This window comes from Bradyrhizobium sp. HKCCYLRH3097, assembly GCF_051167875.1.
Taxonomy (GTDB): Bacteria; Pseudomonadota; Alphaproteobacteria; order Rhizobiales; family Xanthobacteraceae; genus Bradyrhizobium.
On the sequence record NZ_JBNPTX010000004.1, the window covers coordinates 182,172 to 204,395 of the forward strand.

Genomic DNA, 22,224 nt, shown 5'->3' on the forward strand with positions numbered 1-22,224 from the left:
ATGAGCCTGGACGATCTACCGCCGCGAACGCGCCAGCGGTCCGCCCGCGACTCGGAGATCAAGCGCATCGACCGCGCGCCGCCTGCCGTCGCGAAAATCACGCGCGCGGAGGAGCTGCGCCTGCAGCTGGCCGACGAGATCGTGCGCGGCGCGCTGGCGCCGGGCGCGCCGCTGGACGAGACCGAGATCGCCAAGCGCTTCAACGTCTCGCGCACGCCGGTGCGCGAAGCGCTGCGTCAATTGGCGACTTCCGGGCTGATCGAGGCGCGTGCACATCGCGGCGCCGTGGTGGCGCGACCGTCGGCCGACCGTCTCACCGGCATGTTCGAGGCGATGGCCGAGCTCGAGGGCCTGTGCGCCGGCCTCGCGGCGCAGCGCATGACGCCGATCGAGCGGCAGCGGCTGGAAGCCATCCACGAGGAGCTGCGCAATCTCAGCCACGCCGGCAACCCCGAGCGCTTCCACGAGGTCAACGAGCGCTTCCACAACGCGATCTATGCCGGCGCGCACAATGCCTACATCGCAGAGATCACCCTGGCGACGCGGGTGCGCGTGCAGCCGTTCCGCCGCGCCCAATTCCGCAATCTCGGCCGCCTCGCCAAGTCGCATGCCGAGCACGACCGCGTCGTCGTCGCCATCCTGCGCGGCGACAAGGCCGGCGCGGCGAGTGCCATGAAGGCGCACATCGAGCTGGTGCGCGGCGAATACGAGATCTACGCGGTGTCGGTATAGCTAAGCTCGGCGTCTGCCGGGTTGCCATCATTGCCCGCGCAGCAATCCAGAGGCCCGACCGCAGCTCTGGGATTGCTTCGCTGCGCTCGCAGTGACGAAGTCGCGAGGCGATCAGCTTTTCTGCGCCATATACGCGCGCCAGCCGCCAAACTTCGAGATGTCGCGCGCGCCATCGAGGGCGGCAGGCTCGACAAGGAAGCCCTTGGCGCTGCGGCCGTTGGCGAGCCGGATGGTGCCGATCGACAATGGCGGCGGGATGAGGTTGACGAATTTGCCGAAGCTCGCGGCCGACAGCGCCCAGAGCTCGACGGCCATTGCCGTGCCCTGGCCGTCGCCGATCCGCAGCATGCCGGGCTTGGGCGGCGTGGTCGACAGCGCGTAGAGCTTGTAGTCAGGCGCGGTGGTCGTCGCCTCGAGCAGACGTCCGCCGAGGCTGGTCAGCTCGTGGTTCAATGCCATCCCTGAGAGATGCGCGCCGACGACGACGACGGCGATCTCGTCGCCATGCAGTGCGGGAGACACGGGAGCGAGCGGCGGCAGCGGGACCGGCTTGGCGCCGACCGGCAGCGCCGTGTCGGCATGGAAGGCGCGCCCGAGACTGGCGAGCGCCGCATCGCGGCCGGCTGGCGCCAGTAGGGTGATGCCGAACGGGACGCCGTCGCTGCGCATCGCAGCCGGCACCGCAAGCCCGCAGAGATCGAGCAGGTTGACGAAGTTGGTATAGGTGCCGAGCCGGCTGTTGAGCTCGATCGGATTGGCGAGCACATCCGCGGTGGTGTAGGCGGTCGGCGCCGTCGGCAGCACCAGCGCGTCGATATCGGCGAAGGTACGCTCGGCCACCTTGCGCAGCGCCTGCAGACGATAAAGCGCGGCAAAGGTGTCGGCCGCGCTGCCGCGCGCGCCGCCGATGGTGATCTCGCGCGTCACGGGGTGGATCGCATCGGGATCGGAGGCGAGCAGATCGCGGATCACGAGATAGCGCTCGGCGACCCAGGGGCCTTCATAGAGCAGCCGCGCGGTCTCGTAGAACGGCTCGAGGTCGAACGCGACCAGCTCGGCGCCAAGTTTGACGAAGCGCGCGGCGGCAGCGCCATAGGCGGCGTCCGCCGCCTTGTCGCCGAAGAAGATCAATTGCCCGGGGCGGGGAATGCCGAGCTTCACGCCCTCGGGAAATGCCGTCACGGCCCCAAGCGGCCGGTCGCGCGAGAACGGATCGAGCGGATCCGGCGCCGCCAGCACCGAGAGCGCCGCGACGGCGTCGTCGACCGTCAGCGAGAACACCGAAATGCAGTCGAGCGTGCGGCAGGCCGGCACCAAGCCGGACGTCGAGATCATGCCGAGGCTCGGCTTCAGGCCGACGATGTTGTTGAGCATTGCCGGCACGCGGCCGGAGCCCGCAGTATCCGTCCCGAGTGCGAGCGGCACGAGACCCGCGGAGACGGCGACCGCCGAGCCCGAGCTCGATCCGCCCGGAACGAGATCGGCGCGCACCGGATTTTTCGGAATGCCATAGGGCGAGCGCACGCCAACGAGGCCGGTGGCGAACTGGTCGAGATTGGTCTTGCCGATGATGATCGCGCCGGCCGCGCGCAGCCGCGCCACCGCGGTGGAATCGCGAGATGGCGTGTAGGCGAAGGCGGGGCAGGCGGCGGTGGTCGGCAGGCCCGCCACGTCGATATTGTCTTTCACCGCGACGGGCACGCCGTAGAGCGGCAGCGATCTGTCCCGGTCGGCGAGGGTTTCGGCCTCCGCGAGCGCGTCCTTCTCGCCGCGCAGGCTGATGAAGATGGCGGGGTCGTTGTGCGCGCGGATCCGGGCGTAGCAGCGCGCGATCGTGTCGCTTGGCGTTGTCAGGCCGGCGCGATGGGCGGCGACGATCTCGGCAATGGTCTCGGTCACGCGGCGCTCCGCGTCTCGTCCGAGCCCAAACTCTGGCCTGCCATTTCCTTGCGCTCCGCTTCGCCCAATCCGGCTGCGAACGTAGCAAGCCATGTGCCATTGTGTACACGGCGAGGATGCGGGCCTGATAAGGAAAAATCTTGAGAGTCAGTGGGTTGCTGTGTCACCGACAGGCCGTCGGGCGGTCGGATGTGGTTGCCGAAGGCGATTTGCCTAATTGGTGAGCAGGCCGGGCGCCGTAGCCGCCTAGTACCCGCGCCGATCGGCATCCCCGCCCGTGATGCGCGCAAGTCGTGCCTCGGTGGCCGAGCCGGTGCCACGGGCTGTCCGGAACGACGCAGACGTCGGGCGGCTCACCGTGGCTCCCGACGACGGCGCGTCGTCAGCCCCGCTGGGGAAGAACAGCAGCGCAACGCTGAGGCCGAGATTGACCAGGGCGCCCACCCACGTGCCATGGTGCGATGATGTCGCCGCGTATTCGGGAAATCGGCCGGCGATCACGTAGTCCAGCACCATGACGGCGATCCAGGCCGGGATCACACAGACCGGGTCCCAGCCGATGTCGCGAAAGCGCATCGCCTGCAGCATCAGGTTCGCCACCAGGCACAGGCCGATCAGCACCACGATCGGCAGGCTCACCGTCAGCTCCGACGTCTGCGGGGCGAGGGCGGCAAGACCGACGGCCACGACCACGATCAGGACCACCGAAACCAGCGCAAGACCGAGCGAGGCGAGAAAATATTGCAGACGGCCGAGACGCGCATTGAAACCGAAAATGAACCCCAACATCCGCCTCTCCCCGCAGGCCACGCCGCAATCGGGAGCGCAGCCGACACGGCATATCAGGGCGAAATTGCTGCGCGCCTTCGCCGATAGTTAGAATTTGAAGGACCGAGTGCGACGGCGCTTTCGCGCTGCGGGATCTCATGCGGTCGAAAATATATCGTTGCTAAAGCAACTAATCTGTGGAACGATCGACCCGATCAGCAACGGAGGCGCGGGATGATCCGCGTCTCGAAGAAGGGACGGGAACGTCATGCGCAGCCTGCTCGCCGCAGGCGCGGCCGCTTGCGCGCGCGCCAACAGATTGCCGCAGCAGACGGGGCAGCCGTTCGGCGGCTCGTGCCTGAGCGGCTCAGCTCGCGCCCGTGACGGCGTCGAGATTGTCGTGGATTCGGCGCAGCAGGGTGATCAGGACTTCCCGCTCATCCTTGTCGAGACAGGCGAGCAGGCGCCGCTCGCGTTCCAGCGCGGCGACGATGACCTTGTCGTGCGTCGCGCGGCCCTTGGCCGTCAGCGAAATCGAATGGCTGCGGCCGTCCTCCGGGTCGTTGCGGATCGCGATCAGGCCGCGGCTCTTCATCAGCGCCAGGGTGCGGCTGACCGGCCCCTTGTCGAAGCCGATCACGCTGCAGATGCGCGAGGCCGGGATGCCCGGCTCGATCGCCAGCAGCGACATGATCCGCCATTCGGTGACGTTGACGCCGAAATTGCGCTGATAGAACGCGGTGGCGCTGTTCGACAGCTTGTTGGCGATGAAGGTGATGAAGGCCGGCACATAGCGGTCGAGATCGAGCGTGAGGCCGTGCCCCTCAGCTTCGCGCGGCTGCGCCTTGCGCGGCGTCCCGGATTTCTCGCTCATGATCCCCAGCGTCCATGCATCGCCACTCATACGGATACGAAAAGCCGCATGACAAGGCCAAACTTCGGGAGCTCCGCATGAACCCAACAGGTCTTTCCCCCGCTGCCGGCGTGGCGCCGGTCATCCCGCACCTCGCCATCGACCCGTTCTCATATGAATTCTTCGACGATCCCTATCCAGCGCATCAGGAGATGCGCGAGGCCGGCCCCGTCATCCATCTGGACGCGTGGAACGTCTACGGCGTCGCCCGCTACGCCGAGGTCTATGCCGTCCTCAACGATCCCCAGACGTTCTGCTCCAGCCGCGGCGTGGGCTTGAGCGACTTCGCCAAGGAGAAGCCGTGGCGGCCGCCGAGCCTGATCCTTGAGGCGGATCCGCCGGCGCATACGCGCACCCGCGCCGTGCTGAGCAAGGTGCTGTCGCCCGCCGTCATGAAGCGGCTGCGCGACGGCTTCATGGTGGCGGCCGAGGCCAAGATCGACGAGCTTGTAGGCCGGGGCTCGTTCGATGCCATCCCCGATCTCGCCGAGGCCTATCCGCTGTCGGTGTTTCCCGATGCGCTCGGGCTGAAGCCGGAGGGGCGCGAGCATCTCATTCCCTATGCGAGCCTGGTGTTCAACGCGTTCGGTCCGCCGAATGAGCTGCGCCAGCAGGCGATCGAGCGCTCGGCGCCACACCAGGCCTATGTCACGGAGCAGTGCCAGCGCGACAATCTCACGCCCGGCGGCTTCGGTTCCTGCATCCACGCCTTCAGCGACAGCGGCGAGATCACGCCGGCCGAGGCGCCGTTGCTGGTGCGCTCGCTGCTGTCGGCCGGCCTCGACACCACCGTCTACGGCATCGGCGCCGCGGTGTATTGCCTGGCGCGCTTCCCCGGTCAATGGGCGCGGCTGCGCGCCGATCCGTCGCTGGCGCGCAACGCGTTCGAGGAGGCCGTGCGGTTCGAAAGCCCGGTGCAGACCTTCTTCCGCACCACCACGCGTGACGTCGAACTTGGCGGCGTCACGATTCCCGAAGGCGAGAAGGTGCTGATGTTCTTAGGTAGCGCCAATCGCGACCCGCGCCGCTGGGAGCAGCCCGACGCCTACGACGTCACCCGAAAAGTCTCAGGTCATGTCGGCTTCGGCTCGGGCATCCACATGTGCGTCGGCCAGCTCGTCGCGCGGCTCGAAGGCGAGGCGGTGCTGACGGCGCTCGCCCGCAAGGTCGGGAGCGTCACGATGAGCGGCGAGCCGAAGCGCCGCTACAACAACACGCTGCGCGGGCTGGAGAGCCTGCCGGTCACCTTTACTCCAGCCTGAGCTATACCATGACCACGATCACCTTCATCCATCCCGACAACCGCAGCGAAAGCGTGGAGGCCGAGGACGGCGCCAGCGTCATGCTGGCGGCGCTGACCCACGGCATCGACGGCATCGTCGCCGAATGCGGCGGAAACGCCGTCTGCGCCACCTGCCACGTCTATGTCGACGACGCCTGGACCGGGAAGCTCGATCCCGTGTCCGACGATGAGGATGCGCTGCTGGACGGCACCGCAGCCGAACGGCGGCCGAACAGCCGGCTGTCCTGTCAGATCAAGGTGCAGCCGGCGCTGGCCGGACTGGTGGTGCGCATTCCGGATCGGCAGAGCTGATTTCGCAACTGGAGACGACCTCCAGCCGCAACGACAACAATCAAACAAGCAACACACGGGGAAGGACATCATGAAGCAGCTGAATTCGTGCGCGCTGGCGCTGGTCGCAATAGTCTGCCTTGCAGGCGCGGCGCGGGCCGGCGAGATCTCGGACAATGTCGTACGCGTCGGCGTGCTCAACGACATCTCCGGCATCTTCCAGGACACCAACGGCATGGGCTCGGTCGAGGCCGCGCGCATGGCGGCGGAGGATTTCAACGGCGGCGGTAAAGGCATCAAGGTCGAGATCGTCTATGCCGATCACCAGAACAAGGCCGATGTCGGCTCGGCGATCACGCGCAAATGGCTCGATGTCGACAAGGTCGATGCCGTCGTCGACGTGCCCAACTCGGCCGTGGGCCTCACCGTCAACGAGCTCTTGCGCAACAGCCGGATGACGTTCCTGGCGTCGTCGACCGCGAGCTCCGATCTCACCGGCAAGGCCTGCTCGCCGAACACCATCCAGTGGGTCAACGACGCCTGGGCGACCGGCAACACCACGGCGGCTGCGATGATGGGCCGCGGCGGCAAGGACTGGTACTTCATCACGGTCAACTATGCGCTCGGCCAGGGCATCGAGGCGGAGGCCACCAACTACATCGAGAAGCACGGCGGCAAGGTGCTGGGCTCGGCGAAGCATCCGCTCGGCACGACGGACTTCGCCTCGTTCCTGCTTCAGGCGCAGGGCTCGAAGGCCAAGGTGATCGGCCTGGCGAATGCCGGCGGCGACACCATCAATGCGGTCAAGCAGGCGTCCGAGTTCGGCATCCAGCAGGGCGGCCAGTCGCTGGTCGCGTTCCTGCTGTTCATCAACGATATCCACGGCATGGGCTTGAAGGCGGCGCAGGGCTTGCAACTGCTCGAAGCGTTCTACTGGGACATGGACGACGATACCCGCGCCTTCGCCAAGCGTTTCGCGGCGCGCCCCGGCATGAACGGCAAGATGCCGAGCGGCAACCAGGCCGGCGTCTATGCCTCGACGCTTGCCTATCTCAACGCGGTCGCCGCCACCGGCAGCGATGATGCCAAGGACGTCGTGCCGCAGATGAAGACGGTGAAGGGCAAGGACAAACTATTCGGCGATGTGACGATCCGGGCCGACGGCCGCGTGGTGCACCCGATGTATCTGTTCGAGGTGAAGAAGCCGGAGGAGTCGAAATATCCGTACGACTACTATCGTCTGGTCTCGACGATTCCGGCCGAGCAGGCGTTCCGCCCGATCGCCGATGGCGGGTGTGCGCTGGTGAAGTGATGCGTTCGTGGGGTAGCGAGCAAGTGATATCCACGAGTGACATCTAGAAGTAGATGCCGCGAGAGCCGCTGCTCTTCAGTTGCTCCGTCATGCCCGGGCTTGTCCCGGGCATCCACGTCGAGCGGCGACTATCGAGCCGCGTGGATGGCCGGGACAGGCCGGCCATGACGGCGCGGGGAAGGCGACTTCCTCTCATGACCTTCTTCCCGACCCTGCCGTCTGCTGTGCTGCAGTATCCTTAACACGCACTATAGTTCTTGCCTTTGCCCGTTTCCGGGAATTATGGTGCATGGATCGATGGCGCGTAGGATCAGCACGCGCGACGAATGCTGCGGCGAAACGCCGCCGCTGGTCGTGCTGCTGCGTGGCGGCGACAAAACAACGATAAGAACGATTTGTTTGAGGGGAGGGAGACCATGAAGAGCTTCTGGCTGGCGAGCGCCGCGGCGCTGCTGTTTTCGAGCACCGCCTTTGCCGGCGACACCATCAAGATCGGCTTCGTCTCGACGTTCAGCGGTCCGACCGCCGTGATCGGCAACGACATGCGCAACTCGTTCGAGCTCGCGCTCGACCATCTCGGCCGCAAGATCGACGGCAAGCCGGTCGAGGTGATCTACGAGGACGACCAGCAGAAGCCTGACGTCGGCAAGCAGAAAACCGAGAAGCTGGTGCAGTCCGACAAGGTCGACTTCATCGTCGGCTACATCTGGTCGAACGTGCTGCTGGCCTCGCTCAAGACCGCGGTGGATTCCCAGACCTTCCTGATCTCGGCCAATGCCGGCCCGTCGCAGCTGGCCGGCGAATTGTGCTCGCCCTACGTGTTCTCGACCTCCTGGCAGAACGACCAGACGCCGGCGGCGATGGGCCTCTACATGAACCAGAAGGGCGTCAAGTCGGTGTTCCTGATCGGGCCGAACTATGCGGCCGGCAAGGACATGCTGGCTGGCGTCAAGAGCACGTTCAAGGGCCAGGTCGTCGGCGAGGAATATACGGTGTGGCCGAGCCAGCTCGACTTCTCCGCCGAGCTCTCCAAGGCGCGCGCCTCGGGCGCCGAATCCATCTTCGTGTTCTATCCCGGCGCGGCCGGCGTGCAATTCCTCAATCAATATTCGCAGGCCGGCCTCAAGGAGAAGATGCCGCTCTACACCGCCTTCACCGTCGACGAATTGTCGCTGCCGCTGCAGAAGGACAATGCGATCGGCGTGCCCGGCGCCCAGGAATGGGTCAACGACCTGCCCAACGAGCAGAACAAGAAGTTCGTCGCCGACTACCGCAAGAAATACACCGGCCTGCGTCCGACCTATTATGGCGCCCAGGCCTACGACGCGGCCCAGCTGATCAACAGCGCCGTGGTTGCCGTCAAGGGCGACACGTCCAAGAAGGACGCGATGAAGGCCGAGATGGAGAAGGCCAACTTCAAGTCGCTGCGCGGCTCCTTCAAGTTCGGCAACAATCACATCCCGATCCAGAACTTCTACCTGCAGGACGTGGTCAAGGACACCGAGGGCCAGCTCTCGCTGAAGACGGTCGCCACCATCGTCGAGAACGACCAGGACCGCTTCCACGACAAGTGCCCGATGAAGTGAGCGAAAAGAATTCCGAGCCAGGGACGAAACAGGCCTGGAATTTGCTTGAAGCTTAAAACATCTCCGGCCTAAGATCGGGACGGACATGGCGGCAGCGCCTGGAACGGGTTCTGCCGCCGTCTTTTTGAGCGTGAAGTGAGGGGCATGCTTCTCGTCGTCGAACAATTCCTGAACGGGCTGCAGTTTGGACTGCTGCTGTTCCTGCTGGCCGCCGGCCTGACGCTGGTGTTCGGCATCATGGACTTCGTGAACCTGGCCCACGGCTCGCTCTACATGATGGGCGCCTATTTCGCGGCGACCTTCGTGGCCTGGACCGGCAGCTTCGTGCTCGGCGCCGTCATGGCACTGGGAGCCACGCTTCTGCTCGGTATCGTGCTCGAATTCACGGCACTGCGCCATCTCTATGGGCGCGATCACCTTGATCACGTGCTCGCGACGTTCGGCCTGATCCTGTTCTTCAACGAGGCCGTCCGGCTGATCTGGGGCCCGGCGGGACTGGCGCTGCCGCTGCCGTCCTGGCTCGCCTTCCCGGTCACGATCCTGCCCGGCATCCAATATCCCGCCTATCGGCTCGCGATCATCGTCGTGGCGCTGCTGGTGGCGCTGCTGCTCTATCTCGGCGTGATGCGGACGCGGATCGGCATGCTGATCCGGGCCGGCGCCTCCAACCGCGAGATGATCGGTGCGCTCGGCATCAACATCAAGCTGCTCTATACGCTGGTGTTCGGCCTCGGCGCCGCGCTCGCCGGCCTGGCCGGGCTGATGCAGGCGCCGATCCTCACGGTGCAGATCGGCATGGGCGAGAACATCCTGATCCTCGCCTTCGTCGTCATCGTGATCGGCGGCATTGGTTCGATCCGCGGCGCCTTTATCGCGGCGATCATGATCGGCCTGATCGATACCATGGGCCGCGCCTTCCTGCCCAATCTGCTGCGCCAGGTGCTGAACTCGGCAGCAGCTTCCACTGCGGCGCCGGCGATGTCGTCGATGCTGATCTACCTCCTGATGGCGATCGTGCTGGTGGCGCGGCCTGAAGGTCTGTTTCCGGCCAACCGCAGATGAAATCCTCGCTCAACGTTTCGACCATCGTGGCCATCATCGTCGTGGCCGGCCTGGTGCTGCTGCCGGTCTATTCGAACCTCTCCGGCAACATCTTCATCCTCACGCTGTTCACCCGCATCGTGATCCTGGCGCTGGCGGCCGTCAGCCTCAACCTGATCATGGGCTACGGCGGCATGATGAGCTTCGGCCATGCCGCCTATCTCGGCATCGGCGGCTACGCCGTCGGCATCCTGGCGCAGGAGGGCATCGGCTCCGGCTATGCCCAGTTCGCGGTCGCCATCGCGGTTTCGGCGCTCTATGCGCTGGTCATAGGCGCGCTCTCCTTGCGTACCCGCGGCGTCTATTTCATCATGATCACGCTGGCCTTTGCGCAAATGGCCTACTACGTCGCGTCCGGCCTCGCCCGTTACGGCGGGGATGACGGGCTCACCGTCTACAAGCGCAGCGATTTCGGCGGCCTGATCAATCTCGGCAACCGCGTGCAGTTCTATTATCTCTGCCTGTTCTGCCTGCTTGCCGTCGTGGTCCTGATCTGGCGGATCGTCAATTCGCGCTTCGGCCTCGTGCTGCAGGGCCTGCGCTCCAACGAGCAGCGCATGCAGGCGATCGGCTTCCCGTCGAAGCGCTACAAGCTGGCGTGCTTCGTCATCGCCGGCATGCTCTGTGGCCTGTCCGGCGCGCTGCTTGCCAACAACACCGATTTCGTCAGCCCTGCCGTGATGTACTGGACCCGCTCCGGCGACCTCATGGTGATGGTCATCCTCGGCGGCATGGGCACCCTGATGGGGCCGGTCGTCGGCTCGGTCGTGTTCCTGGTGCTGGAAGAGGTGCTGTCGCAGATCACCGAATATTGGGCGCTGATCATGGGGCCGCTGCTGCTCCTGATCGTGCTGTTCGGCCGCGGCGGCATCATGGGCATGCTCGGGAGGTTGAACCGTGGCTGAACCTCTGCTTCGCGTCGACAATCTCGTGCGCCGGTTCGGCGGCATCGTCGCGACTGATCACGTCTGTCTCGACGTTGCCAAGGGCGAGATCCACGCCATCATCGGGCCGAACGGCGCCGGCAAGACCACGCTGATCAGCCAGCTCACCGGCCACCTGGCGCCGCATGCGGGTCGCATTTTCCTAGGGGGTCGCGACATCTCGCATTTCCCCGCCTATAAGCGCAGCGCGCTGGGGCTGGCGCGTTCGTTCCAGATCACCTCGTTGCTGACCGACTTCACCGCGGCCGACAATGTCGCGCTTGCGGCGCAAGCCCATGACGGCAAGCACTCGTTCCGTTTCTTCGCCGCCGCGCGCAAGGACAAGCCGCTGCGTGCCGCCGCGCAGGCCGCGCTGGAGCGCGTCGGTCTCGGCCATCGCGCCGACGTGCTGGTGTCGAAGCTCAGCCATGGCGAGCAGCGCGAGCTGGAGCTCGCCGTCGCGCTCGCGACCAAGCCGCAGCTCCTGCTGCTCGACGAGCCGATGGCCGGCCTGGGGGTGACCGAGTCACAGCGCATGGTGAAGCTGCTGAACGAGCTGCGCAAGGAAGTGTCGATCGTGCTGGTCGAGCATGACATGGAGGCGGTGTTCGCGCTCGCCGACCGCATCTCGGTCCTCGTCTATGGCCGCATCATCGCCTCGGGCAGACCGGACGAGATCCGGCAGAACGAGGAGGTCAAGCGCGCCTATCTCGGCGATCAGCATGTGGTGGTCGGCCATGGTTGATTTGGGGACAAGCGCCATGCTGCTCGAGGTCGACGGCATCGAGACCTGTTACGGCCTGAGCCAGGTCTTGTTCGGCCTGTCGTTGGCGATCCGTCCCGGCGAGATGGTCTCGCTGATGGGCCGCAACGGCATGGGCAAGACCACCACGATCCGCTCGATCATGGGTCTGACCCAGGCGCGCGCCGGCCTGATCCGCTTCAGCGGTCAGGAGACACGAAAGCTGCCGTCCTACAGGATTGCTCAGCTCGGCATCGGCCTGGTGCCGGAGGGACGGCAGATCTTTCCGAATCTGACCGTCACCGAGAATCTCCTGGCGGCCTCGGCCAACCGGCTCGGCGCGTCCGATCCCTGGACGCTCGACAAGATCCACGCCTTGTTTCCGCGGCTCGCCGAACGCGGCAGCAACATGGGCAACCAGCTCTCCGGCGGCGAGCAGCAGATGCTGGCGATCGGCCGGGCGCTGATGACCAACCCGAAACTCCTCATTCTCGACGAGGCGACCGAGGGTCTGGCGCCGTTGATCCGAGAGGAGATCTGGAACTGCCTGTCGCTGCTGAAATCGCGCGGGCAGTCGATCCTGGTGATCGACAAGAACGTCGAGCATCTGACCCGCATCTGCGACCGCCACTACATCATCGAGCGTGGCCGCACCGTGTGGCATGGCACGTCGGAGCAACTGATGGCCGAGCCGGAGCTGCAGCACCGCTATCTGGGTATTTGAGGCGGCGCGCTGCCGGCTATTCCGACGTGGAAGCGGATTGACTCAAATCAAGATCGCGTCGGGCGTCGGGCGTAGATTTTGCTAGCTGCCCCGACATGCGCTGATTTTTCGCATTGAGGCGCGGCTTGGACGGGACTATTTTTCCAGGGTAGTAGTTTGTTTTTCCTTTTATCAGAGGTTGAACAAATGCGTGCACCTCGTATCCGAATCGAATCACCGCAGAAAGCCGTGGCCGGCCTGCGCGGCTTCTGGTCTGTTCATTCCGACCTTGAGACGGGGCTGTGTCTCGCCTTCATGCTGATCGTCGGAGTCATCGTGAAAATGACACCGCCACTCTAGACCTCAGCGACGGAACGGGATGTACTTCTGGTACTCCTTCGGCACCCGGCTGCGATAGCGCGACGGCACCGTGCCGCTGCGCAGGGAGTCCTCGACTTCCTTGCGCGTGCTGGTCCTCGTCCGCTTCTTCTTCGGCGCGGCCGCCTCGCTGGCCGGCTTGGCGTCGCCAGGTTTCTCGGCCGAGGCGGCTGGTGCCGGAGTGGCTGTCGGGATGGGGCTCGCGGCGGGAGCAGGTTGCGCCGGCGTATCGGGAGCGGGCGCGCTCTGCGCGAAGGCTGCCTCGGCGGCGAGGCTGAGAGCCAGAATGGTTGCTAATGCGATCCCGGAAGACCTGATCATATCAACGAGACTCCAAGCCACTGCGACTGACGGGCCTGCCTGATGATGTCGCCCCCGTGCACCGGACGGTTCATGCTGTCGTTGCATGGCCGGCGTCGGCTGACGCGCCACCTCGCCCAAGAAGAATTCTGAGTGCCGAATTTTTGAGCACAGCGTGCCGCCGGTTCCGTTGAATCGCAAGCATTTTTCCCTGGCACGCGGATTGCTCCCCTCGTTGCTCAGAGTTGGCAGCTAGGGTTCCGGTTCTCCATCGAGAATGCTGGTCCGAGAGCAGCCGCCAGGGGAGAGCCCTGGTGCACGGCGGGATAAAAACCCGGGAGACCTCAGTGGCCGCGCTTGGCAGGCACGAGGTTCTTCATGCCGGTCCGCGGTCAGAAAACCGATGAGGGACTGGACATGGGAAAAGCGCGAAATCTGTTTGTTGCACTGCTCGCTGCATCGACGCTGGCGACCGCATCGCTGTCATCCGCGTCAGCTGAGAAAAAGAAGGAATTCAACATCGCCTGGACGATCTATGTCGGCTGGATGCCGTGGCCCTATGCGGCCGAGTCCGGCATCGTCAAGAAGTGGGCGGACAAATACGGCATCTCGATCAAGATCACGCAGATCAACGACTACGTCGAGTCGATCAACCAGTACACCGCCGGCAAGTTCGACGGCGTCACCGTCACCAACATGGATGCGCTGACCATCCCCGCTGCCGGCGGCGTCGACACGTCGGCCATCATCATGGGCGACTACTCCAACGGCAATGACGGTGTCGTGCTGAAGAAGGGCAAGACCATGGCCGACATCAAGGGCCAGAAGGTCAACCTCGTCGAGCTCTCGGTGTCGCACTATCTGCTGGCGCGCGGCCTCGAGACCGCGAAACTGTCCGAGAAGAACATCAAGACCGTCAACACCTCCGACGCCGACATCGTCGCCGCCGCGAAGTCGCCGGACACGACGGCCGTGGTGACCTGGAATCCGCAACTACTGGAGGTGAAGGCCGAGCCGGGGGCAACGCTGGTGTTCGATTCCAGCAAGATCCCCGGCGAGATCGAGGATCTCCTGGTCGTCAACAGCGCGACGCTCAAGGACAATCCGGAGCTCGGCAAGGCGCTGGTCGGCATCTGGTACGAGACCATCGCGCTGATGAAGGACCAGAGCGAGAAGGGCAAGGCCGCGCGCGAGGCGATGGCCAAGCTGTCGGGCACCGATCTCGCCGGCTTCGAGACCCAGCTCAAGACGACGTTCATGTACTACGAGCCGAAGGACGCGCTCGCCTTCGTGACCGGACCGGAATTGCCCAAGATCATGGATCTCGTGCGCACCTTCTGCTTCGATCACAACCTGCTTGGCGAGAACGTGAAGTCGAAGGACGCGGTCGGCATCTCCACGCCGACGAAGGCGCTGGGCGCGGCCAGCAATGTCAAGCTGCGCTTCGATCCGACCTTCATGAAGATGGCGGCCGAAGGGAAGCTCTGATCCGCTTCCTGGACCGCCGCCGGTGCCACCCCTCATCCTGAAGAGCTTGCGCGAGCGCAAGCATCTCGAAGGATGAGGCCCACATCGGGGCCTCATGGTTCGAGACGGCGCTGACGCGCCCCTCACCATGAGGATTGAGGGAGCCTGTTGATGCCGCGTGCCATGAACGTCGTTCCGAACCGGGGCAGCCGGCTGTTGCTGGCCCTGTTGCCGTTCCTGCTGATCGCGCTGATCTACGTGGTCGGATCGGCGCAGCGGCGCGCGGACAATCCCGACGACAAGCTGCTGCCGCCGGTCTCCGAGATGGTCGCGACCTCCAAGCGGCTCGCGACCGAGCCGGATCGCCGCTCCGGCGACTACGTGCTGTGGTCCGACACGGCGGCGAGCCTGCAGCGCCTCGCGCTCGGCCTCGGCATTTCCGCCGCCATCGGTCTCGTGCTCGGACTCGCCATCGGATTGCTGCCAGTGGCCGGCGCCGGCTTCGGCACGCTGATTGCGGTTCTGTCGATGATCCCGCCGATGGCGATGCTGCCGGTTCTGTTCATCGTGTTCGGCCTCGGTGAGCTGTCCAAGGTGGTGCTGATCATCATCGGCGTCACGCCGACCCTGGTGCGCGACCTCTCGCTCGAGGTGCAGAACATGCCGCGCGAGCAGCTGATCAAGGCGCAGACCCTGGGCGCCTCGACCTGGCAGGTCGCGATCCGCGTGGTGCTGCCGCAGATCATGCCACGCCTGATCCAGGGGCTGCGGCTCATGATCGGGCCCGCCTTCCTGTTCCTGATCTCGGCCGAGGCGATCGCCTCCGATGTCGGACTCGGCTACCGCATCTTCCTGGTCCGCCGCTATCTCTCGATGGATGTGATCCTGCCCTACGTCGTCTGGATCACGTTGCTTGCCTACATCCTCGACTACGCGCTGGTCTGGTTCGGACGGCACGCCTTTCCCTGGGCATATGCGCGAGGCAGCCGCCAATGAGCACGCTCTCCTTCCGCAACGTCTGGGTCGAATACGGCAACCAGGTCGTGCTCGAGCGCATCAATCTCGAGATCGCCTCCGGCACGTTCCTGTCGATCGTCGGCCCGTCCGGCGCGGGCAAGAGTACCTTCCTGCGCCTGATCCTCGGCCAGGAGAGGCCGAGCCAGGGCGCGGTGCTGCTCGACGGCCGGCCGTTTCCGGCCGAGCCCGGACCGGACCGCGGCATCGTGTTCCAGCGCTACTCGGTGTTCCCGCATCTGACCGTGCTCGGCAACGTGCTGCTCGGCTACGAGCTTGCCGGCAGCCCGTTCACGGCGCGGCTGTTCGGATCGGCGCGCAAGGCGGCGATGGAGAAGAGCCTCGCGCTGATCGAGGCCGTCGGCCTGGCCGAGCATCGCGACAAATATCCAAGCGCGTTGTCCGGCGGCATGCAGCAGCGCCTGGCGATCGCGCAGGCCCTGGCGAAGCAGCCGCGCGTGCTGCTGCTCGATGAGCCCTTCGGCGCGCTCGATCCCGGCACCCGCGCCCAGATGCATGCGCTGATCAAGCCGCTGTGGCGCCAGCACAACATGACCATCGTGATGGTCACCCACGACATCAAGGAGGCGTTCGGCCTCGCCACGCGGCTGATCGCGCTCGACCGTCCCCGCAAGGATCCGCAGGCGCCGGAGCGGTTCGGCGCGCGCATCACCTACGATCTCGATCTCACCCGCGACAGCGCCGTGCCCGTGCTCGGATTCATCCGCGCCAGCCTGCAGGCGACGCAATAGTCAGTTCAAGAAACGTCGAAAGAAACGAAGGAGAGTCTCCATGTCATTCCCATTCATGCGCCGGTCGCGCCGCGCCGGATTGCACTCGCAGCGCCGGAGCATGCGCCGTCACCATCCGGACTTCGACAAGATGGCCACGCAAGGCTGGCAGGCGCTGGAGGCCGAGGGCAAGCTGCCGACCAACGGCTGGCGCAAGGAGCGGCAATGGGCGCTCGACATGGGCCTGCCCGGCGCCGACACGCTGACGGATCGCGACATCCCGACCTTCGCCCGCGGCGAGCTGCCGCATTTCGCCGGCATCAACACCTTCATGAAGGCGCCGTATGTCGAGAACGTCCGCGACGTCGGCAAATACGACGCCGCAGTGATCGGCATCCCCTTCGATTCCGGCACCACCTATCGGCCCGGCACCCGCTTCGGGCCGCAGGGCATCCGCCGCATCTCCGCGCTCTACACGCCCTACAACTATGAGCTGGGCGTCGACCTGCGCGAGCAGATGACCTTGTGCGATGCCGGCGACGTCTTCACGATTCCCGCCAATCTGGAAAAGAGCTTTGACCAGATCAGCCGCGGCGTCGCGCATGTGTTCTCGTCCGGCGCGCTGCCGATCATGCTCGGCGGCGACCACTCGATCGGCTTTCCGTGCGTGCGCGGCATCGCGCAGTGCACCGACAAGAAGATCGGCATCATCCATTTCGACCGCCACATCGACATCCAGGAGAAGGATCTCGACGAGCGCATGCACACCACGCCATGGTACTGGGCGACCAACCTGCCGAACGTCTCGCCGACCAATCTGGTGCAGCTCGGTATCGGCGGCTGGCAGGTGCCGCGCGAGGGCGTCGAGGTCGCGCGCAAGCGCAATACCAACGTGCTGACGATCGCCGATATCGAGAAGATCGGGCTGGAGAAGACCGCCGAGATCGCGCTCGAGCTGGCCTGGAAGGATGCCGACGCGGTCTACATCTCGTTCGACGTCGACTCCATCGATTGCGGCTTCGTGCCCGGCACCGGCTGGCCGGAGCCCGGCGGCTTCCTGCCGCGCGAGGCGCTCAAGCTGCTCGGCCTCGTCGCCGCCGAGGGCCTGTGCGGCCTCGAAGTGGTCGAGGTCTCGCCGCCCTACGACACCTCCGACATCACCGCGCTGATCGGCGTCCGTGTCGTCGTGGAGGCGCTCGGCTCGATGGTCGCCCACGGCAAGCTTGGCAGCCACAAGCATATCATCAACAAGCCGGTCAGCTATTGAGGCCCGCGATGCGTCATCATCACCACCATCACGGCCATCATCATGATCATCACCACGATCATGGACACGACCATCATCACGACCACGACCATCCGACGCATGGCCCCGGCCACAACCATCCGCACGGCCACCGTTCGCCGGTGCAATGGCAGACGCCGCATCAGCCTGAGGGCGCCAAGCCCGCGCCGGTCGTCGAGCCCGATCTCGACAAGGTCGAAGCTGCCTTCGTCGACGGCTTCATCGCCGCGCCCGATCCGACCAGCTTCCTGCGGCTGGCCCGCATCCCGTTCGAGATCCTGCGCGACGGCACGAGCCTGAAGCTGCTGCGCGTCGAGATCGACGCGCTGACCGATGTCGGCAGCCTCACCCCGCATCTCGGCGGCAGCACCTTCCGCTACGATCCGCTGCCGTCGAACTTCATCTCGCGCCGCCGCCGCCTCCGCTTCATCTATTTCGACGGCGCCGGCCTGACGCCGCTGACCTATGCGGAGCTGCGGGAGAGGGAATGAGCTTAGGGCAGCGGCGTTCGCTTGAGCGCCGCTGCGACGGCCTCGAAACGGTCGACGACCTCCGGCAGCACATAGGATCGCACGGTGGACGCGGCCGCGATGCCGATCAGCAGCACGATGACATATTGAGCGGCGAGCAGGAGGGCGACGCGCCGCAGCCAGGATGATCGCGGCTGAAGCTCGGCAGCGCGAGCGGGGCTCTGCGGCGCATCGGCAGTTGCAAGCAGCAGGTGCTCTTGTTCTCGCGAGGCCTCGGACATGCGCTCAGTATCCCGACAGCATCTGTTCGAGTCGGGATTTGAGCCGCTTGTTGGTGCGCTCGCGCTCGCGCAACCTGCGCGCCCATTCCAGCGAGATGACCTCGCTATCCTGGTCGAAGGCAAGGCCGGCGCCGGCACCGTCGCGCCAGATCATGCGTGCCTGACGTGACCATCCGCGCCGTTCGATCGTGACGTCGACCCGGTCGGGCAGCAGCACCGTCCCGTCCAGCTCGATCTTGACGCCGCGATTGTTGAAGTTGCGGACGATGCAGGCGAGCGTCGAGCTGCCAGCGTTGAATGTCAGAACGCCGCCATAATAGACGCGTTGGCGAGCCTCGCTGCGACGATTGTCCACGGTGCGTCCTCCAGTCACTTAACGATCTATTAAGCAATCGGAGGGTGTGTGGCCACCATCGGCGGTATGAAAATGACGGCGGTGGTTAACGCGGATGCCGCGACGTGCCGGCATTGACGTTGCGCGAGTTCACCCCCGCGCGAACATGCGCGCCTCATTGGCGATGACCGGCTTCACCGCTTCACCCAGCCGCGCGGCAGCCGCATCGACTGATAGACCTGCGGTATCCACAACGGCGTTGGCCCTCGCGTACAGGGGCTCGCGGCTCGCCAGGATGTTGCGCAGCTCGGCCATCGCCGAGCGGTCGTCGGCCATCGGGCGGAGGTCGCCCTGCTTACGCACGCGCCCCATGTGCTCCTCCGGCTCGGCCTTGAGCCAGATGGTGTAGAACGAGGTCAGGATCAGGTCGAAGGTGACCGGCTCGGAGACGATGCCGCCGCCGGTCGCCAGCACCATCGGCTCCTTGCGCGCGAGCAGTTGCACCAGGGCGGCCTGCTCCATGCGGCGAAAGCCTTCCTGGCCGTAGAGCGCGATGATCTCGGCAACCGAAAGCCCGTTCTGCCGCTCGATCTCCTTGTTCAGCTCGACGAAGCTCCAGCCGATCCGCTCCGCCAGCATCTTGCCGAGCGTCGACTTGCCGGCACCGCGCAGGCCGATCAACGCAATGCCTGAGAACGAACGCCGCAGCGGCGCCGATGCGCCCCCGGCAAGCAGCTCCTTGACCTCGGCGATCTGGCTCGGGCTCGCCTTCTTCAGGAGATCGCGAATGACCGGCCAGTCCGGCGATGGCTCGCCGCCGGGGATGATGTCGTCGAGCGGCGCGTTGATCGCGTTGGCGATGCGGCGCAGCAGCACGATCGAGACATTGCCCTTGCCGCTCTCGAGCTGGGCGATGTAGCGCTCGGAAATCCCGGAGACCTCGGCCAACACCTTGCGCGACATGCCGGCGAGGCCGCGCATCCGCCGCACCCGCTGGCCCAGCTGGTCGAGGAAATCGGTCTCGGCCGCGGACTGGCCGTCGTCGCGCGGGGCATCGCTGTGTGGCGTCATATCCCTGAGGTTCTCTTTTGAGTAGGAAACATAATGCCGGGGAGGATTGACAGCAAGCGGTGTTGGTGGCCTTGTATGAATTATAATTCAAAAATCCGGGGAGAATGCCGTGAAGTCGTACAATGCGGTATCGTGGCTGCTTGACCGCAATGTCGAGGCGGGGCGCGGCGACAAGCTCGCCTACACGGACACGGTCTCGGAGCTGACCTATCGCGGTCTGCAACAGCAGACCTGCCGCGTCGCCAACATGCTGCGCCGCCTTGGCGTCCGCCGCGAGGAGCGCGTGGCGATGATCATGCTCGATACGGTGGATTTCCCCGCGGTGTTTCTTGGCGCCATGCGCGCGGGCGTCGTCCCGGTGCCGCTCAACACGCTGCTGACCTCTGAACAATACGCGTATGTGCTCGCCGACTGCCGCGCCCGCGTGCTGTTCGTGTCCGAGGCGCTGTATCCGGTGGTGAAGGACATTGTCGGCCGGATGCCGGATCTCGATTGCGTCGTCGTGTCCGGCGCCAATGCCTTCGGCCACAAGCTGCTCACCGAGGAGCTCGCGCGCGAGAGCGATCAGTTCGACACGGTCGCGACCCACGAGGATGAACCTGCGTTCTGGCTGTATTCATCCGGTTCGACCGGCATGCCCAAAGGCGTGCGCCATCTGCACGGCAATCTCGCCGCAACGGCCGAGACCTATGCCAGCCAAGTGCTCGGCATCCGCGAGAGCGATGTCTGTCTGTCAGCCGCAAAGCTGTTCTTCGCCTATGGCCTCGGCAATGCGCTGACCTTCCCGCTGTCGGTCGGCGCAACTACGATCCTCAACTCCGAGCGCCCGACGCCGGCGCTGATGTTCAAGCTCCTCAACCGCTACAATCCGACCATCTTCTACGGCGTGCCGACCTTGTTCGCCGCGATGCTGCACGATGAGTCGCTGCGCCATGAGAAGGCCGGCAGCGCGCTGCGCATCTGCACCTCGGCCGGCGAGGCGCTGCCGGAATCGGTCGGCAATGCCTGGAAGGCGCGGTTCGGCGTCGACATTCTCGATGGTGTCGGCTCGACCGAGCTGCTGCACATCTTCCTGTCCAACGTCCCCGGGGACATCAAATACGGCTCATCGGGGCGCCCCGTGCCGGGCTATCAGGTTCGTCTTGTCAACGAGGCCGGCCAGGACGTGCCGGACGGCGAGGTCGGCGAGATGCTGGTGCATGCACCGTCCGCCGGTGAGGGCTACTGGAATCAGCGCCACAAGACCCGCTCGACGTTCGAGGGCTATTGGACGCGCACCGGCGACAAATATGTCCGCGACGCCGACGGGCGCTACACCTTCTGCGGCCGCTCCGACGACATGTTCAAGGTCTCCGGCATCTGGGTGTCGCCGTTCGAGGTCGAGAGCGCGCTGATCACGCATCCCGCGGTGCTCGAGGCTGCCGTGGTGCCGGAAGCCGATCCGGAGGGGCTGTTGAAGCCGAAGGCCTATGTCGTGCTGCGCCCGAGCGTCGATCGCTCGACCCTGCACGAGGCACTGAAGGAACACGTCAAGCAGAAGATCGGCCCGTGGAAATATCCGCGCTGGATCGAGGTGGTGGACAGCCTGCCGAAAACCGCGACCGGCAAGATCCAGCGCTTCAAGCTGCGTGAGGGGGCGGGTCAGTAGTTGGCCCCCACTCTCGGGAGCGATCCTGCTCTTGGTTGTCGTCATGGCCGGGCTTGACCCGGCCATCCATTCCGCCTCGACAGGAAAGACGTGGATGCCCGGGTCAAGCCGGGCATGACGAAGGAGAGAGTGACCCGTGCAGCTTTCATCGAACGGCTTCCTCACCATCGATTCCGCCGATCTCGAATATCGCCTGATCGGTCCGCAGCCCTCTGACGCTCCGTGCATCGTGCTGCTGCATGAAGGGCTCGGCTCGGTCGGGTTGTGGGGCGACTTTCCCGACAAGCTCCAGCAAGCCACCGGCGTTTCCGTGTTCGTCTATTCGCGCGCGGGCTACGGCGCCTCCAGCCCGGTGTCTCTGCCGCGGCCGCTCGACTACATGCAGCGCGAGGCGCGCGATGTGCTGCCGAAGCTGCTCGATCAAATCGGCTTTCAGCGCGGTCTTCTCGTCGGCCATTCCGATGGTGCGTCGATCGCGGCGATCTACGGGGGCAGCCACGCCGACCATCGCCTCGACGGCATCGTGCTGATCGCGCCGCATGTGGTCGTTGAGGACATCTCTGTGTCGTCGATCGCCGCGATCAAGACCACTTACGAAACCACGGAACTGCGCACCAAGCTCGGCCGCTGGCACAAGGACGTCGACAACGCGTTTTACGGCTGGAACGGCGCCTGGCTCGATCCGGCATTCCGGGCCTGGGATATCACCGGCGACCTCGCCTACATCCGCGTTCCCGTGGTCGTGATCCAGGGCGTCGACGACCAGTACGGCACCATCCGCCAGGTCGAGACCATCCAGGAGGAGTGCTACTGCCCGGTCGAGGTGACGATGCTGCCCAACACCGGCCATTCCCCGCATCGCGAGGCGCCGGACGCCACCTTGCGGGTCATTGCCGAGTTCGCGGCCGCGACCTTGCCGGCCCCGGCATCACGAACATGAAACAAAGTGCATGTTTCGGCTTTTTGTCGTAGACGGCAGCCATAACATGAATT

23 protein-coding genes and 1 riboswitch are annotated in these 22,224 nt (G+C 65.2%); of the genes, 16 read left to right on the plus strand and 7 right to left on the minus strand.

Going from position 1 to position 22,224, the window contains the following annotated elements; genetic code table 11:
• Entirely contained in the window at nt 1-732 is a 732-nt protein-coding gene (locus tag ACQR0U_RS12350) for a GntR family transcriptional regulator (RefSeq protein ID WP_315827945.1), read from the plus strand.
• 111 nt (nt 733-843) lie between these two features.
• Here ACQR0U_RS12350 and atzF read toward each other — a convergent pair whose 3' ends face one another.
• The 3 genes from atzF to ACQR0U_RS12365 form a co-directional block, all read right to left on the minus strand.
• Nucleotides 844-2,631 carry an allophanate hydrolase gene (gene atzF, locus ACQR0U_RS12355; protein ID WP_315827946.1) on the minus strand — a complete coding sequence of 596 codons (1,788 nt, stop codon included), beginning with the start codon at nt 2,629-2,631 and terminating at the stop codon, nt 844-846.
• A gap of 246 nt (nt 2,632-2,877) precedes the next feature.
• Complete coding sequence (locus ACQR0U_RS12360; protein ID WP_409999279.1) at nt 2,878-3,417, minus strand: DUF805 domain-containing protein; 540 nt, start codon at nt 3,415-3,417, stop codon at nt 2,878-2,880.
• A 349-nt stretch (nt 3,418-3,766) separates the two neighbouring features.
• Entirely contained in the window at nt 3,767-4,273 is a 507-nt protein-coding gene (locus ACQR0U_RS12365) for a MarR family winged helix-turn-helix transcriptional regulator (RefSeq protein ID WP_315717116.1), read from the minus strand.
• A gap of 77 nt (nt 4,274-4,350) precedes the next feature.
• Between ACQR0U_RS12365 and ACQR0U_RS12370 the strand changes: the two genes are divergently transcribed.
• The 8 genes from ACQR0U_RS12370 (at nt 4,351) to ACQR0U_RS12405 (ending at nt 12,273) form a co-directional block, all read left to right on the plus strand.
• Nucleotides 4,351-5,574 carry a cytochrome P450 gene (locus tag ACQR0U_RS12370; protein WP_315827948.1) on the plus strand — a complete coding sequence of 408 codons (1,224 nt, stop codon included), beginning with the start codon at nt 4,351-4,353 and terminating at the stop codon, nt 5,572-5,574.
• A gap of 8 nt (nt 5,575-5,582) precedes the next feature.
• On the plus strand, nt 5,583-5,906 hold the full coding sequence (locus ACQR0U_RS12375) for a 2Fe-2S iron-sulfur cluster-binding protein (RefSeq protein WP_315717118.1): 324 nt from the start codon (nt 5,583-5,585) through the stop codon (nt 5,904-5,906).
• Between the two features lie 70 nt (nt 5,907-5,976).
• Nucleotides 5,977-7,197, plus strand: coding sequence for an ABC transporter substrate-binding protein (locus ACQR0U_RS12380; RefSeq protein ID WP_315717119.1), 1,221 nt, complete (start codon nt 5,977-5,979; stop codon nt 7,195-7,197).
• Between the two features lie 416 nt (nt 7,198-7,613).
• Complete coding sequence (locus tag ACQR0U_RS12385) at nt 7,614-8,783, plus strand: ABC transporter substrate-binding protein (RefSeq protein WP_315717120.1); 1,170 nt, start codon at nt 7,614-7,616, stop codon at nt 8,781-8,783.
• Nucleotides 8,784-8,927: 144 nt separating this feature from the next.
• Nucleotides 8,928-9,845, plus strand: coding sequence for a branched-chain amino acid ABC transporter permease (locus ACQR0U_RS12390; RefSeq protein WP_315801618.1), 918 nt, complete (start codon nt 8,928-8,930; stop codon nt 9,843-9,845).
• Nucleotides 9,842-10,789, plus strand: coding sequence for a branched-chain amino acid ABC transporter permease (locus ACQR0U_RS12395; RefSeq protein WP_315827950.1), 948 nt, complete (start codon nt 9,842-9,844; stop codon nt 10,787-10,789). The genes ACQR0U_RS12390 and ACQR0U_RS12395 overlap by 4 nt, the downstream gene beginning before the upstream one ends.
• Nucleotides 10,782-11,552, plus strand: coding sequence for an ABC transporter ATP-binding protein (locus ACQR0U_RS12400; RefSeq protein ID WP_315717123.1), 771 nt, complete (start codon nt 10,782-10,784; stop codon nt 11,550-11,552). The genes ACQR0U_RS12395 and ACQR0U_RS12400 overlap by 8 nt, the downstream gene beginning before the upstream one ends.
• Nucleotides 11,553-11,568: 16 nt before the next feature.
• A complete protein-coding gene (locus ACQR0U_RS12405; protein ID WP_315717173.1) occupies nt 11,569-12,273 on the plus strand; it encodes an ABC transporter ATP-binding protein in 705 nt (234 codons plus the stop codon).
• 342 nt (nt 12,274-12,615) lie between these two features.
• Here the strand turns inward: ACQR0U_RS12405 and ACQR0U_RS12410 are convergent, their stop codons facing one another.
• The gene (locus ACQR0U_RS12410) at nt 12,616-12,951 is read right to left on the minus strand and encodes a hypothetical protein (protein WP_316195079.1); all 336 of its coding nucleotides are present in this window, start codon (nt 12,949-12,951) and stop codon (nt 12,616-12,618) included.
• Between the two features lie 220 nt (nt 12,952-13,171).
• Nucleotides 13,172-13,273: riboswitch (guanidine-I (ykkC/yxkD leader) on the plus strand.
• A gap of 74 nt (nt 13,274-13,347) precedes the next feature.
• Here ACQR0U_RS12410 and ACQR0U_RS12415 point away from each other — a divergent pair.
• The 5 genes from ACQR0U_RS12415 (at nt 13,348) to ACQR0U_RS12435 (ending at nt 17,918) form a co-directional block, all read left to right on the plus strand.
• Nucleotides 13,348-14,418: a putative urea ABC transporter substrate-binding protein gene (locus tag ACQR0U_RS12415; protein WP_315717125.1), complete on the plus strand. Its 1,071-nt coding sequence runs from the start codon at nt 13,348-13,350 to the stop codon at nt 14,416-14,418.
• Between the two features lie 150 nt (nt 14,419-14,568).
• Nucleotides 14,569-15,393, plus strand: a complete 825-nt coding sequence (locus tag ACQR0U_RS12420) for an ABC transporter permease (RefSeq protein WP_316193461.1) — start codon at nt 14,569-14,571, stop codon at nt 15,391-15,393.
• Entirely contained in the window at nt 15,390-16,163 is a 774-nt protein-coding gene (locus tag ACQR0U_RS12425; protein WP_316193460.1) for an ABC transporter ATP-binding protein, read from the plus strand. Before ACQR0U_RS12420 ends, ACQR0U_RS12425 begins: the two co-directional genes overlap by 4 nt.
• Before the next feature lie 40 nt (nt 16,164-16,203).
• Nucleotides 16,204-17,409 (plus strand): agmatinase family protein, encoded by a 1,206-nt coding sequence (locus ACQR0U_RS12430; protein ID WP_434872164.1) that lies wholly within the window; start codon nt 16,204-16,206, stop codon nt 17,407-17,409.
• A gap of 140 nt (nt 17,410-17,549) precedes the next feature.
• The gene (locus tag ACQR0U_RS12435) at nt 17,550-17,918 is read left to right on the plus strand and encodes a hypothetical protein (protein ID WP_315751509.1); all 369 of its coding nucleotides are present in this window, start codon (nt 17,550-17,552) and stop codon (nt 17,916-17,918) included.
• Between the two features lie 2 nt (nt 17,919-17,920).
• Here ACQR0U_RS12435 and ACQR0U_RS12440 read toward each other — a convergent pair whose 3' ends face one another.
• From ACQR0U_RS12440 to ACQR0U_RS12450, 3 genes are all read right to left on the minus strand, one after another.
• Nucleotides 17,921-18,178, minus strand: a complete 258-nt coding sequence (locus tag ACQR0U_RS12440; RefSeq protein ID WP_315751210.1) for a hypothetical protein — start codon at nt 18,176-18,178, stop codon at nt 17,921-17,923.
• Between the two features lie 4 nt (nt 18,179-18,182).
• The gene (locus tag ACQR0U_RS12445) at nt 18,183-18,533 is read right to left on the minus strand and encodes a PilZ domain-containing protein (RefSeq protein ID WP_315751212.1); all 351 of its coding nucleotides are present in this window, start codon (nt 18,531-18,533) and stop codon (nt 18,183-18,185) included.
• Between the two features lie 129 nt (nt 18,534-18,662).
• Complete coding sequence (locus ACQR0U_RS12450; RefSeq protein WP_315751213.1) at nt 18,663-19,583, minus strand: helix-turn-helix transcriptional regulator; 921 nt, start codon at nt 19,581-19,583, stop codon at nt 18,663-18,665.
• A gap of 109 nt (nt 19,584-19,692) precedes the next feature.
• Here ACQR0U_RS12450 and ACQR0U_RS12455 point away from each other — a divergent pair, with 109 nt between their 5' ends.
• Complete coding sequence (locus ACQR0U_RS12455; protein WP_315751214.1) at nt 19,693-21,231, plus strand: benzoate-CoA ligase family protein; 1,539 nt, start codon at nt 19,693-19,695, stop codon at nt 21,229-21,231.
• Nucleotides 21,232-21,367: 136 nt separating this feature from the next.
• Nucleotides 21,368-22,171 carry an alpha/beta fold hydrolase gene (locus tag ACQR0U_RS12460; protein ID WP_315751226.1) on the plus strand — a complete coding sequence of 268 codons (804 nt, stop codon included), beginning with the start codon at nt 21,368-21,370 and terminating at the stop codon, nt 22,169-22,171.
• Nucleotides 22,172-22,224 lie beyond the last annotated feature (53 nt).

Excerpts from the sequence above, each read along its gene's own strand:
- ACQR0U_RS12350 (WP_315827945.1), top strand. The coding sequence starts at position 1 with ATGAGCCTGGACGATCTACCGCCGCGAACGCGCCAGCGGTCCGCCCGC.
- ACQR0U_RS12365 (WP_315717116.1), bottom strand. The coding sequence starts at position 4,273 with ATGAGCGAGAAATCCGGGACGCCGCGCAAGGCGCAGCCGCGCGAAGCT.
- ACQR0U_RS12370 (WP_315827948.1), top strand. The coding sequence starts at position 4,351 with ATGAACCCAACAGGTCTTTCCCCCGCTGCCGGCGTGGCGCCGGTCATC.
- ACQR0U_RS12375 (WP_315717118.1), top strand. The coding sequence starts at position 5,583 with ATGACCACGATCACCTTCATCCATCCCGACAACCGCAGCGAAAGCGTG.
- ACQR0U_RS12380 (WP_315717119.1), top strand. The coding sequence starts at position 5,977 with ATGAAGCAGCTGAATTCGTGCGCGCTGGCGCTGGTCGCAATAGTCTGC.
- ACQR0U_RS12385 (WP_315717120.1), top strand. The coding sequence starts at position 7,614 with ATGAAGAGCTTCTGGCTGGCGAGCGCCGCGGCGCTGCTGTTTTCGAGC.
- ACQR0U_RS12390 (WP_315801618.1), top strand. The coding sequence starts at position 8,928 with ATGCTTCTCGTCGTCGAACAATTCCTGAACGGGCTGCAGTTTGGACTG.
- ACQR0U_RS12395 (WP_315827950.1), top strand. The coding sequence starts at position 9,842 with ATGAAATCCTCGCTCAACGTTTCGACCATCGTGGCCATCATCGTCGTG.
- ACQR0U_RS12405 (WP_315717173.1), top strand. The coding sequence starts at position 11,569 with ATGCTGCTCGAGGTCGACGGCATCGAGACCTGTTACGGCCTGAGCCAG.
- ACQR0U_RS12410 (WP_316195079.1), bottom strand. The coding sequence starts at position 12,951 with ATGATCAGGTCTTCCGGGATCGCATTAGCAACCATTCTGGCTCTCAGC.
- ACQR0U_RS12415 (WP_315717125.1), top strand. The coding sequence starts at position 13,348 with ATGGGAAAAGCGCGAAATCTGTTTGTTGCACTGCTCGCTGCATCGACG.
- ACQR0U_RS12420 (WP_316193461.1), top strand. The coding sequence starts at position 14,569 with ATGCCGCGTGCCATGAACGTCGTTCCGAACCGGGGCAGCCGGCTGTTG.
- ACQR0U_RS12425 (WP_316193460.1), top strand. The coding sequence starts at position 15,390 with ATGAGCACGCTCTCCTTCCGCAACGTCTGGGTCGAATACGGCAACCAG.
- ACQR0U_RS12430 (WP_434872164.1), top strand. The coding sequence starts at position 16,204 with ATGTCATTCCCATTCATGCGCCGGTCGCGCCGCGCCGGATTGCACTCG.
- ACQR0U_RS12440 (WP_315751210.1), bottom strand. The coding sequence starts at position 18,178 with ATGTCCGAGGCCTCGCGAGAACAAGAGCACCTGCTGCTTGCAACTGCC.
- ACQR0U_RS12450 (WP_315751213.1), bottom strand. The coding sequence starts at position 19,583 with ATGACGCCACACAGCGATGCCCCGCGCGACGACGGCCAGTCCGCGGCC.